This is a genomic window from Kitasatospora sp. NPDC094019 (assembly GCF_044764505.1).
In the GTDB taxonomy this organism is placed as follows: domain Bacteria; phylum Actinomycetota; class Actinomycetes; order Streptomycetales; family Streptomycetaceae; genus Kitasatospora.
Genome location: NZ_JBIWIF010000001.1, coordinates 638,036 through 650,417, shown reverse-complemented (window position 1 = coordinate 650,417; position 12,382 = coordinate 638,036). Strand labels below are relative to the sequence as shown.

Below are 12,382 nucleotides of genomic sequence, written 5' to 3'. Positions count from 1 at the left end.
CCACCAGAATGGTGCGGTGCACTACGGCATCCTCGGCACCACCACGGCCCACCACGACGACGGCACCCCGGTCCCGCTCGGCGGCGCCCGGCTGCGCGCCCTGCTCGCCGCGCTGGCACTGCGGCAGGGCCGGCCGGTGCCGGCCGACCTGCTGGTCGACGAGGTGTGGGAGGCCGAGCCGCCGCAGGACGCGTCGGCCGCGCTCCAGACCCTCGTCGGCCGACTGCGCCGGACCATCGGCCGCGACCGGGTCGGCTCCGGCCCGGCCGGGTACTGGCTGACCGACCCCGCCACCGACCTCGCCGAGTTCCAGCGGCTGGCCGGGGAGGGACTCCGGGCGCTGGAGCAGGGCGACCACGTGTCGGCCGCCGAGCGGCTGCGGGCCGCGCTCTCGCTCTGGCGCGGCCCGGCGCTGGCCGACCTGCCGGACCGGGGCGGCCCGGCGACCAGGCTGGAGGCGCAGCGCGAGGAGGCCCGTCGGCACCGGATCACCGCCGAGCTCGGCCTCGGCCGGGCGGCCGAGCTGGTGGCCGAGCTCGCCGAGATGTGCGAGGGCCGACCGCTGGACGAGCCGCTGCAGTACCTCATGGTCCGGGCGCTGCACGAGAGCGGCCGGACGGCCGAGGCGCTGCGCCACTACGAGCGGACCCGGCGCGCCCTGGCGGACGAGCTGGGTGTCGATCCCGGGCGCCGGCTCCAGTCGCTGTACGCCGAGCTGCTGAGCCCGGCCGGACCCGCCACCCCGGCCGTCCCGGCCGAACCCGAACCGTCCGGGGAGAGCGCCCCGGCGAAGTCCGTACCGGCGCCACCGGAACAGCCACCCGCACCCGCACCGGCGCCGCCCGCCCGCGCGCCCGGCAATCTGCGCGGCCGGCTGACCAGCTTCGTCGGCCGGGAGAACGACCTCGCCGCCCTGCGCTCCGTCCTGGCCACCAGCCGGCTGGTCACCCTGACCGGCCCCGGCGGCTCCGGCAAGACCCGGCTGTCGGTCGAGGCCGGCCGCCTGGAGCAGGGCGCCGGGACCTGGCCGGACGGCGTCTGGGTGGCCGAGCTCGCCCCGGTGGAGCGCCCGGACGCGGTGCCGGGCGCGGTGGTGTCGGCGCTCGGCCTGCGCGCGACCGTCCTGCACACCGGCGCCAGCATGGTCGCCGAGGTGATCGAGGCCCGCACCGACGATCCGGTGCGCCGGCTGATCGAGCACTGCGGGCGCCGCCGGATGCTGCTCGTCCTGGACAACTGCGAGCACCTGATCCAGTCCGCCGCCGACCTCGCGGACACCCTGCTCACCGAGTGCCCGGGGCTGACCGTGCTGGCCACCAGCCGGGAGCCGCTCGGGGTGCCGGGCGAGACCGTGCTGCCGGTCGAGCCGCTGCCGGACCCGGTGGCGCTGCGGCTGCTGACCGAGCGGGCCGCCGCCGCCCGCCCCGGCTTCGACCCGCGGAGCGACCCGGACGCCTGCGCCGAGATCTGCCGCCGGCTGGACGGGCTGCCGCTCGCCATCGAACTGGCCGCCGCCCGGCTCCGGGTGATGACGGCCCGGCAGATCGCCGACCGGCTGGACAGCCGCTTCGCCCTCCTCACCGCGGGCAGCCGCACCCTGCTGCCGCGCCAGCAGACCCTGCGCGCGGTGGTCGACTGGAGCTGGGACCTGCTGGGCAAGCAGGAGCGCGCGGTGCTGCGCCGGCTGGCGGTGTTCGCGGGCGGCTGGAGCCTGGAGGCGGCCGAGTCGGTCTGCTCGGACGACGCCGAGGTGCCCCGCGAGGAGGTCGCCGACCTGCTGCTCTCCCTGGTCGACAAGTCCCTGCTGGTGGCCGACCTGGACGGGGACGGCCCGCCGCGCTACCGGATGCTGGAGACCATTCACGAGTACACGGACGAGCGGCTGGCCGAGGCGGAGGAACGGGGAGCCACCGCGGGCCGGCACGTCGGGTACTTCCGCGAGCTGGTCCGCACCGCCGACCTGGACATCCACGGGCCCGAGCAGCTGCACTGGCTGGCCGTGCTGGAGCGCGAGCACGACAACATCAGGGCGGCGCTGCGCCGGGCGGTCTGCCGCCGGGACGAGGACGACGCGCTGGTCCTGGCGCTGGGCATGAGCTGGTACTGGTCGCTGCGCGGCTACAGCCAGGAGGCCCGCCGCTGGTACGACGCGGTGCTGTCGATCGGTCCGGACCCGTTCGACCCCGGGGTCCGTCCGATGCCGCTGGACCGGCATGTGCTGGAGTACCCGGTGCCGATGCCGCCGGAGGCGCTCGGCGAGGCCCGGCGGGCGGTCGTCATCTTCCGGCTGATCAGCATGTTCGAGGGCAATCTCGACGTCCTGGCGGACGAGGAGGCGATCGCCATCGCCCGGAACGTCACCGCGGCGTACGGCCGCGACCTGCCCCAGTCGTACCGCTTCCCCGGGCTGATGCGGGTCTTCGGGGCCTTCCTGATCGGCGAGCTGGGCGCCATGCGGGACCTGCTGGACGACGCGGTGCGGGGCTGCCGGGAGCACGGCGCCCCCAGCGACCTCGCGTTCATCCTGCAGATCCGGGCCAAGATGATGAACGACTGGCCGGGCGGGGCCGAGCAGAGCACCCTGGACGGCGAGGAGTCGCTGGAGCTGTACCGCCGGGCCGGCGACCGCTGGGGGATGTCCCAGGCGCTGTCCGCGCGCGGTGAGTCGCTGGCCAACCAGGGCCGTTCGGCGGAGGCGGTCGAGGCGTACCGCCGGGCGATCGAGCTGGCCGAGGAGCTGGGCGCGCCGCAGGAGGTGCCGATGCTCCAGGTGCACCTGGGGTCGGCGATGCTGGACGGCGACCTGGCGGCGGGGGAGCGGCAGATCCGGGCGGCGCTGGAGGGGATCGAGCCGGGGGACAACCAGGCCACCAACGGCGCGCTGCTGTTCGGGCACCTGATGCTCTGCGGCATCAATGTGCAGCGCGGTGACTTCGCGGCGGCCCTGGCCGAGCTGGACGCGCTCCGGTGGACCCGGATCGGCGCGTTCGCCCCCGACGTGGTGGGCGGGATGCTGACGGTGACCCGGGGCTGGATCACCGCCCGGGCCGGCGATCCCGACGGCGGGCGGGAGATGGTCCGCGAGGGCCGGCAGCTGATGCGCTCGGTGCCGCCCGGGGCGAGCGGCTTCGTGGAGCAGATGTCGGTGATGCTGCTGCCGCCGGTGATCGGGATGCTGGAGGCGTTCGCCCGGCGGGACGGCGACCCGGTGTCGGCCCGCCGGGCCGCGGTGCTGTTCGGGGCGCACGCCGGGATGAACGGGCCGAAGGGCGGCTACCTCGACCGGGTCGAGCGCGAGCGGGCCGAGCGCATCCTGCGCGGGATGCTCGGCGACGCGGAGTTCGAGGCGGCCGCCGCCGAGGGCCGGACGATGTCCATGGCGGAGACCAACGCGATGCTCGACCGGCTGGTGCACTGACGCCGGAGCCGGGCCCGGGCGCTCCCCGCGCGCGTCCGGGTCCGGCTCCGGTCGGTCGGCCGCGGCTCCGGCCCGCCGCGCGCGGCGCTCGGCCCCGCCCGCGGCTCCCCGGCCTGCCCGCGGCACTCAGGTCCGCTTGCGGAACCGGGCGACGGCGAGCGGCGCGAAGACCGCGGTGATGCCGAACGACCAGGCCAGCACGATCAGCACCGGGTGCGCCACGGCGCCCTGGCCGTTCATCAGGGCCCGGCAGGCGTCGGCCAGTCCGGACAGCGGGTTGACCTTGGTGAACGCCTGGAGCCAGCCCGGCATGGTGTCGGTCGGGGCGAAGATCGAGCTGCCGAACTGCATCGGCATCAGGACCAGCATGGCGACTCCCTGGACGGCCTGGGCGCTGCGCAGCGCCATGCCCAGCAGCATCGAGATCCACACGATGGACATGCCGAACAGCAGCGAGAGGCCGACCGCGGCCAGCAGCTCCAGGAAGCCGCCCTTCAGCTCGAAGCCGAGGATCAGCGCGAAGACGATCAGGATGGTGAAGGAGAGCAGGGCCCGGCAGGTCTCCGCGGCGATCTTGGAGAGCAGGACCGAGGAGCGGCCGATCGGCAGGGTCCGGAACCGGTCCATCACCCCGGTCTGGAAGTCGCTGTTGAGACCGGTGCCGACGGCCATCGCGAGGGTGATGCCGGTCTGCCCGAGCAGGCCGGGGATCATGTACTGCTTGTAGGCGTCCTGGCCGCCGGAGATGGCGCCGCCGAAGACGTAGACGAACAGCACGGTGAAGATGACCGGCATCAGGACGGCGTCGAACATCGACTCCGGGTCGGCCTTGATCCGCATCAGGTTGCGGCGGGTCAGCGCGCCGACGTGCCGGAGATGGCCGGGCAGGCCGACCCGGCTGTCCTCGGCCCGGGCGGGGGCGAGCGTGGCGGTGGTCATGCGACGGGCTCCTTGGCGAGGCTGGGGACGGCCGCCTCGGCCGCCGGGCGGTCCGAGGGCTTGCCGGTGATGGCGAGGAAGACCTCGTCCAGGCTGGGCAGCTGGGTGTCGATGTCGGCGATGCCGAAGCCCCGGGTGCCGAGGGTGCCGATCACGGCGGTCAGCTGGTCCTCGGCCGTGAGCGGCACGGACAGCAGGCCGGTGTCGGCGGAGAAGGTCGCGTTGGCGATACCGGTGTCGTGCAGGCAGCGGGCCATCTCGGGCAGGGCGGCCGGGTCGGTGGGCCGGACCTGGAGGGTGCGGCCGCCGACCTGGGCCTTGAGGTCGGCGATGCCGCCGGCCGCGATCACCCGGCCCCGGTCGATGACGGTCAGCTCGTTGGCGAGCTGCTCGGCCTCCTCCATGTACTGGGTGGTGAGCAGCACGGTGGCGCCCTCGGCGACCATCCGCTGCACCTCGTCCCAGACCTCGTTGCGGGTGCGCGGGTCCAGGCCGGTGGTGGGCTCGTCCAAGTAGAGGACCCGGGGCCGGCCGATCATCGAGGCGGCCAGGTCGAGGCGGCGGCGCATGCCGCCGGAGTAGGTCTTGGCGACGCGCTTGGCGGCCTCGGTGAGCGAGAACCGCTCCAGCAGCTCGGTGGCGCGCGCCTTGGCGTCCTTGCGGGAGAGGTCGAGCAGCCGGCCGATCAGGTAGAGGTTCTCGTAGCCGGAGAGCAGTTCGTCGACCGAGGCGTACTGGCCGGTGAGGCCGATGGTGCGGCGCAGCTGCTTGGGCTGGCGCAGCACGTCGTAGCCGCCGACGAAGGCGGTGCCGGCGTCGGGCTTGATGAGGGTGGACAGGACCCGGACGAGGGTGGTCTTGCCGGCGCCGTTGGGGCCGAGCACGCCGAGGACGGTGCCCTCGCGCACGGTGAGGTCGACGCCGTCGAGCGCCTTGGTGCTGCCGAAGTGCTTGACGATGCCGTGGACCTCGACGGCGTTCCCCGCGGCAGGCCCCCGGTCGTTCGGGGCGGTGGAGATTCGTGTCATGCCGCAAAGACTGCCCGCCCCCACTGACACCCCGCTGTCAGCGGGGTGACGGGCGGGCGGCCCGCTGTCGGCGCGCTGTCAGACGGCTGTCACCGGGGCCCGGCCCGGCCGTGGCCGGGTCCCGGTGACGGGAGCGTCAGTGGAAGGTGTGCTCCGGGGCGGGGAAGGCGTCGCCGCGGACGTCCTCGGCGAACGCGCGGGCGGCGTCGCCGAGGACGGTCCGCAGGTCGGCGTACTGCTTGACGAACTTGGGCACCCGGCCCGCCGTCATGCCGGCGAAGTCGGTCCAGACCAGCACCTGGGCGTCGCAGTCCACCCCGGCGCCGATGCCGACGGTGGGGACGGCGAGCTGCTCGGTGACCTGCTTGGCGAGCTCGGCGGGCACCGCCTCCAGCACGACCGCGAAGGCGCCGGCCTGCTGCACCGCCTTGGCGTCGCGCAGCAGCTGGTGCGCGGCCTCGTCGCCGCGGCCCTGGACGGGGTAGCCGCCCAGCGCGTGCACGGACTGCGGGGTGAGGCCGATGTGCGCCATCACCGGGATGCCGGCCTCGACCAGCAGCTCGATCGAACGGGCGCTGCGCTCGCCGCCCTCCAGCTTGACCGCGCCGACCCCGGCGTCCTTCATCAGCCGGACCGCGTTGTGCATCGCCTGGGCCGGGGACTCCTGGTAGGAGCCGAACGGCAGGTCGGCGACGATCATGGCCCGCTTGGTGCCCCGGACTACGGCGCCGGCCAGCATGACCATCTGGTCCATGGTCACCGGCACGGTGGTCTCGTAGCCGAGGTGGCAGTTGCCGGCGGAGTCGCCGACCAGCAGGACGGGCGTCCCGGCCTCGTCGAAGACGCCGGCGGTGAGGGCGTCGTAGGCGGTCAGCATCGACCACTTCTCGCCGCGCTGCTTGGCTGCGGCGAGGTCGCGGACGGTGACGCGGCGGGTGGTGACCCCACCGTAGAGGGTGGTGGTCGTCGCCTGGTTCTGGGCAGGCGAAGGCGAAGAAGCGTTCATCGAACAGGCTCCTGAAGGGTTGTCGTCTCGTGGCGCCGTGCGGCGTCCCCGGATCACCTCCATGCTTGCACGGCCCGGCGCGGGTGCAAAAGGGGCGGGGCCGGGCGGTGTGCGCGGACGGGCGGCGGGTCTTTGCCAGGGTTTTACGAAACGGAGCCGTCTCGTATCGAAATGAGCGCTACGCTGACGGCGGGGGGTTTACGAGACGACCGCGGCTCGAATATGCCCGCCAGTGCCACGCCGTACCACGGACGGGAAGTAAGCCATGACCACCGCCGCCGCGCCACCCCGGGTGCCGGAAGCCATCCACCGCCGCCGCTGGGCGATCCTGGGCACCCTGGTGCTCGCTCTGCTCGTCGTCGTCCTCGACAACTCGATCCTCAACGTCGCGATGAAGACCATCGCCTCCCCGGCGCCCACCGGCATCGGCGCCAGCCAGAGCGACCTGGAATGGTCGATCAACTCGTACACCCTGGTCTTCGCCGGACTGCTGTTCACCTCCGGTCTGCTGGGCGACCGGTTCGGCCGCAAGCGGGCCCTGCTGGCCGGCATGGTCGTCTTCGGCCTCGCCTCGCTGCTCTCCGCGCTCGCCTCCACGCCGGGCGAGCTGATCGGCTACCGCGCCCTGATGGGCGTCGGCGGGGCGCTGGCCATGCCGGCCACGCTCGCCATCATCATGAACGTCTTCGAGCGCTCCGAGCAGCCCAAGGCGATCGGCATCTGGGCCGGCGCGGTCGGACTCGCGATCGCGATCGGCCCGATCACCGGCGGCCTGCTGATCGAGCACTTCTGGTGGGGCTCGGTCTTCCTGGTCAACGTGCCGATCGTGGTCGTCGCCCTGATCGCGATGACCCTGCTCGTCCCCGAGTCCAAGGACCCGAACCCGGGCCGGATGGACCCCGTCGGCGTGCTGCTCTCGATCATCGGCCTGGTGGCGCTGATCTACGGCATCATCAAGGGCGGCGAGCTGGCCGACTTCACCGCCGCCGCGGCCTGGGGCCCGGTGCTGCTCGGCCTGGTCGCCCTGACCGCCTTCGTGCTCTACGAGCGCCGCGCCGCGCACCCCGCGCTGGACGTCGGCTGGTTCCGCGACAAGGTGTTCAGCTCCTCGGTGGTGGTGATCGGCGTGGTCTTCTTCGCGCTGATGGGCGTCTCGTTCTTCGGTGTCTTCTACACCCAGAGCGTGCGCGGCTACAGCGCGCTGGAGGCCGGTGTGCTGATGCTGCCGCTGGCCGCCGCCCAGCTGGTCTTCGCCCCGCGCGCCCGGCTGGTCGTCGACCGCTTCGGCATCCGCGCCACCACCGCCGCCGGAATGCTGTTCATCGCGGTCGGCTTCCTCGGCTACCTGCTGCTGGGCGCCACCACCCCGATCTGGGTGCTGGTCGTGCTCGGCCTGCTGATGGGCACCGGCATGGCGCACGTCATGCCGCCGATCACGGTCGCGATCATGGGTTCGCTGCCGCGCGAGAAGGCCGGCGCCGGCTCGGCCGTCAACAACACCTTCCGCCAGGTCGGCGGCTCGCTCGGGGTCGCCGTGCTCGGCGCCGTGCTGTCCACCGTCTACCGCGACGGGGTCTCCGACAAGCTCGCCCAGCTGCCCACCCCGGAGCTGCGGGAGAAGGCGGGCGAGTCGCTGGAGGCCACCCTGGCCGTCGCCGCGCGACTCGGCGAGCGGGGCAAGGACCTGATCGGCCCGGCCAACGACTCCTTCATCCACGCGATGCACGTGGTGGCCGGACTCTCCGCGGTGATCACCCTGGGCGGCGCCCTGCTGGCCTGGTTCCTGCTGCCCGGCAAGATGCCGGCCGGCGGCCCGCCCGGCCCCGGTGCGGCGGCGGACGCGGCGGCGGACGCCGCCCGGCACGGCGAGGCGGCCGCGAAGGCCCGCAGGACGGCGGCCGCGGACGCCTGACCGGCGGCCGGGCTGAGCGAGAATGGGGCCCTGTCGCCGGGACGACGCCGGTGACAGGGCCCACGAGCGCGTGCGACCCCCTCCTCCCTCCGGGCGGGGGCTCCACAACCGGGAGATGCGAGATGAAGACCGACCCGACGGCCGCGCCGCCCTGCGCCGGCCCGCGTCGTGGCAGGCCCCGCAGCGAGGCCGCCGAACAGGCGATCTTCGCCGGCGTCGAGGAACTGATGGCGGCCGGCACCAGCCTGGCCGAACTCACCATCGAGGGAATCGCCACCGCCGCCGGCGTCGGCAAGGCCACCATCTACCGGCGCTGGCCCAACAAGGAGGCCCTGCTGATCGACATGGTGAGCCGGCTGGAGGAGCCCCTCCCCGGGTCCACCGGATCGGTCCGCGGCGACCTCGTCGCGATGATCGAGTACATGCGGCAGCGCGGCCTGGCCAAACGCTCCCGCTGGGTGCTCAAGGCGGCGCTCGGCCAGATGCACAGCTGGCCCGAACTGCACGCCGCCTACCGCGCCCGGGTGATCGCGCCCCGCCGGGAGGCCGCCCGCGAGCTGGTCCGCCGCGGTGTCGCCGGGGGCGAACTGCGCGCCGACGTCGACGAGGACCTGCTCGGCGACCTGCTGCTCGGCCCGATCCTCGCCCGCAGCGTGCTCTGGGACGACTCCGACCTCGACGACCCGCGCCTCGCCGAGCGGATGGTCGACGCCCTCCTCGGCGGCCTCGCGGGCCCCGCCCTCCGCTCCTGATCCCTCCGGCCCCGGCCGGCCCCGTTCCGGGCCGGCCCCGGTCGGGCTTACGGCACCTGCCCTCCCGACCGACCGGACCCCGACCGGACGGGTCCTCCCGCCCGCCGCCCCCGCGCCCCGGCCCGCCCTCCCGGCGGCGTCGCCGCAGGCCGTTGGACGGTTCCGGCAAGGACGGCCGCGCAGTGGCCTGGCTCACCAACCGGGCCACGCCGGAACCCCGGTCGACCGGACGGGCGTCTGTCCCGACATAGGCTGGGCCGGAATCCGACCGAACCGGCACAGGTCCGGCACGCCCTCCGCCACCGCGCGGCGGGCGTACCGCGGACGGACAGACGGCGCGAACGACGGGAGTCACGGATGGCGCAGGCGGACAGGGCGGACCGGGTGTCCCCGGCAGAGGCCGGCGACCCGGGATCCGGCCGGCGCCCGGCCGGGTTCCTCGGGGTGCGCGACTGGGGCCGGGACGCCCGGGGCAGCAGCACCTGGTGGCGCGGCCTCGTGCTCGCCGTGCTGGCCCTGCTCACCGGCGCCCTGCTGGCCTTCCACGCCGAGGTGCCGAACACCGTCGGCAACCTCGGCAGCCTGCTGGAGACCTTCCTGCCCTGGGCGGGGCTGGCGATCCCGGTGCTGCTCGTCCCCGCCCTGCTGCGCCGCTCCGCCACCGCGCTGATCGCGCTGCTGGTGCCGGTGGCGATCTGGGCCAACATGTTCGGCGGCCTGCTCACCGACAAGAGCGGCGGCACCGGTGACTTCACCGTGGTCAGCCACAACGTGGCCGCCGCCAACGCCGACCCCCAGGGCACCGTCAGGATGCTGGAGAAGTCCGGGGCGCAGATCGTCGCGCTGCAGGAGCTGGCCGGCCGGTCGCTGCGCGCCTACGAGTCCGGGCTGGCCGCCTCCTACCCCTACCACTCGGTGGAGGGCACGGTCGGGCTCTGGTCCAAGTACCCGATCGGCGACGTCTCGGTGGTGGACATCAAGATGGGCTGGACCAGGGCGTTCCGGGCCGAGGTGACCACCCCGAAGGGCCCGCTCGCGGTGTACGTCGCCCATCTGCCGTCGGTCCGGCTCAAGGCCGAGGGCGGCTTCACCGTCAACCAGCGGGACGCCAGCGCGCAGGCGCTCGGCGACGCCGTCCAGGCCGAGCCGCTGAAGAAGGTGCTGCTGCTCGGCGACCTCAACGGCACCATGAACGACCGCAGCCTGGCGCCGGTCACCTCGCAGATGCGCTCGGCCCAGGGCGCGGCCGGGGACGGCTTCGGCTTCAGCTGGCCGGCGTCCTTCCCGATGGCCCGGATCGACCAGATCATGAGCAAGGGCGGGCTGGAGCCGACCGACTCACGGACCCTGGAGCGCGACGGCAGCGACCACCTCGCGGTGGCCGCCACCTATCGCTACCGCTGAGCCCCGGCGAACAGTCAGGGCGGCTCAGCCCCGGTGCCACCGGTTGGTGATCGGCAGCCGGCGGTCCCGGCCGAAGCCCTTGACCGAGATCTTCGGGCCCGGCGGGTACTGCCGGCGCTTGTACTCGGCGGTGTCGACCAGCCGCACCACCCGGTCCACCACGGCCGGGTCGAAGCCGGCCGCCACGATCGCGTCCCGGCCCTGGTCGCCCTCGACGTAGAGGTCGAGGACGGTGTCGAGCAGGTCGTAGTCGGGCAGCGAGTCGGTGTCCTTCTGGTCCGGCCGCAGCTCGGCGGACGGCGGCTTGACGATGGTGTTCTCCGGGATCGGCGGCACCGCGCCGAGCCGTTCGGCCTCCTCGTTGCGCCAGCGCGCCAGCCGGAAGATCAGCGACTTGTAGACGTCCTTGATCGGGCCGTAGGCGCCGACCGAGTCGCCGTACAGGGTCGAGTAGCCGACCGCCAGCTCGCTCTTGTTGCCGGGCGCGAGCACGATGTGCCCCTCCTGGTTGGAGATCGCCATCAGCAGGGTGCCGCGCAGCCGGGACTGGAGGTTCTCCTCGGCCAGTCCGGTCAGCTCGGTCGCGGCCGTGTAGGCGTCGAACATCGGGGCGATCGACACCGTGCGGAAGTTCAGCCCGGTGCGGTGGGCCAGGTCGGCCGCGTCGTCCCGGGAGTGCTGCGAGGAGTAGCGGCTCGGCATCGAGACGCAGTACACGTTCTCGGCGCCGATCGCGTCCACCGCGAGCGCGGCCACCACGGCCGAGTCGATGCCGCCGGACAGGCCGATCAGCACCGAGCGGAAGCCGTTCTTGCGCACGTACGCCCGGGTGCCGGAGACCAGCGCGGACCAGATCTCGGCCTCGTCGGTGATCCGCGGCGCGACCTCCGCCCGGCAGGGCTCGGCGGGCGCGTCGGCGGGCGCGCCGCCCAGCTCGGCGCGGACCAGGTGCAGGCCGTCGGCGAGCAGCAGCCCGTCGGTGTGGTCGCTGCTGGCGGCCGGCAGGTCGAGGTCCAGCACCAGCAGGTGCTCCTCGAACTGCGGCGAGCGGGCCAGCACCTCGCCGTCCGGGGCGACCACGATCGAGTCGCCGTCGAAGACCAGCTCGTCCTGGCCGCCGACCATGTTCACGTAGGCGAGCGCGCAGCCGGCCTCGGCGGCCCGGCGCCGCACCAGCTCCAGCCGGGCGTCGTCCTTGTTCCGCTCGTACGGCGAGCCGTTGATCACCAGCAGCAGGCCGGCCTCGGCCTCACGGGCGGCGGTCACCCGGCCGCCGTCCTGCCAGATGTCCTCGCAGATCGCCAGCGCGACGTCCACCCCGTGCACCCGCACCACCGGCAGCTGGTCGCCGGGCACGAACCAGCGGTACTCGTCGAACACGCCGTAGTTCGGCAGGTGGTGCTTGGCGAACCGGGTGGCGACCTCGCCGCGGAACAGCACCGCGGCGCAGTTCTGCGGCGAGCCGGCCGGCCGGCCGAAGCGCGGCGACGGCTGCTCCGAGCGGCCGAGGTAGCCGACCACCACGGGCACCTCGCCCAGCCCCTCCGCGGCGAGCCGCCCGGCCAGGTCGACCAGCCCGGACCGCGACGCCTCGACGAAGGAGCGGCGCAGCGCGAGGTCCTCGACCGGGTAGCCGGTCAGGGCCATCTCGGGGAAGGCGACCAGCTGGGCACCGGCCTCGACGGCCTGCTTGGTCCAGTGCACCACCTCATCGCCGTTGCGTGCGATGTCACCGACCCACGGGTCGGTCTGGCAGAGGGCGAGACGCAGATTGGGCATGCCACCGAGTCTAATCGTCGATCTGACGCAATGTCTCGGCCGGGGTCGCCACTGACTCCGGCGCCCGCGATCCGCCATGATGGGGAGCAGCAGCGACCGGGGTGGTTTCCGGGCGTAACACGAACGTAAAGAGCAGAGGTGAGA

General features: G+C 73.8%; 8 protein-coding genes. 4 read left to right on the top strand and 4 right to left on the bottom strand.

Annotated features, from left to right (window positions below; translation table 11 throughout):
* The first annotated feature begins 16 nt into the window (after positions 1-16).
* A complete protein-coding gene (locus tag ACIQ9P_RS02890) occupies positions 17-3,418 on the top strand; it encodes an AfsR/SARP family transcriptional regulator (RefSeq protein WP_402348632.1) in 3,402 nt (1,133 codons plus the stop codon).
* 126 nt (positions 3,419-3,544) lie between these two features.
* On the opposite strand, the gene ACIQ9P_RS02885 is transcribed toward ACIQ9P_RS02890, so the two are convergent.
* From ACIQ9P_RS02885 to panB, 3 genes are all read right to left on the bottom strand, one after another.
* Positions 3,545-4,357, bottom strand: a complete 813-nt coding sequence (locus ACIQ9P_RS02885) for an ABC transporter permease (protein ID WP_402348629.1) — start codon at positions 4,355-4,357, stop codon at positions 3,545-3,547.
* Positions 4,354-5,385 (bottom strand): ATP-binding cassette domain-containing protein, encoded by a 1,032-nt coding sequence (locus ACIQ9P_RS02880; protein ID WP_402348626.1) that lies wholly within the window; start codon positions 5,383-5,385, stop codon positions 4,354-4,356. The genes ACIQ9P_RS02885 and ACIQ9P_RS02880 overlap by 4 nt, the downstream gene beginning before the upstream one ends.
* Positions 5,386-5,521: 136 nt before the next feature.
* The gene (gene panB / locus ACIQ9P_RS02875) at positions 5,522-6,391 is read right to left on the bottom strand and encodes a 3-methyl-2-oxobutanoate hydroxymethyltransferase (protein WP_402348623.1); all 870 of its coding nucleotides are present in this window, start codon (positions 6,389-6,391) and stop codon (positions 5,522-5,524) included.
* A 265-nt stretch (positions 6,392-6,656) separates the two neighbouring features.
* Here panB and ACIQ9P_RS02870 point away from each other — a divergent pair, with 265 nt between their 5' ends.
* From ACIQ9P_RS02870 to ACIQ9P_RS02860, 3 genes are all read left to right on the top strand, one after another.
* A complete protein-coding gene (locus tag ACIQ9P_RS02870) occupies positions 6,657-8,303 on the top strand; it encodes an MFS transporter (RefSeq protein ID WP_402348620.1) in 1,647 nt (548 codons plus the stop codon).
* A 122-nt stretch (positions 8,304-8,425) separates the two neighbouring features.
* Positions 8,426-9,055 carry a TetR/AcrR family transcriptional regulator gene (locus tag ACIQ9P_RS02865; RefSeq protein ID WP_402348617.1) on the top strand — a complete coding sequence of 210 codons (630 nt, stop codon included), beginning with the start codon at positions 8,426-8,428 and terminating at the stop codon, positions 9,053-9,055.
* A gap of 357 nt (positions 9,056-9,412) precedes the next feature.
* The gene (locus ACIQ9P_RS02860) at positions 9,413-10,459 is read left to right on the top strand and encodes an endonuclease/exonuclease/phosphatase family protein (RefSeq protein WP_402348614.1); all 1,047 of its coding nucleotides are present in this window, start codon (positions 9,413-9,415) and stop codon (positions 10,457-10,459) included.
* A gap of 24 nt (positions 10,460-10,483) precedes the next feature.
* Here ACIQ9P_RS02860 and ACIQ9P_RS02855 read toward each other — a convergent pair whose 3' ends face one another.
* Entirely contained in the window at positions 10,484-12,238 is a 1,755-nt protein-coding gene (locus tag ACIQ9P_RS02855) for an NAD+ synthase (RefSeq protein WP_402348611.1), read from the bottom strand.
* Between the last annotated feature and the right edge of the window lie 144 nt (positions 12,239-12,382).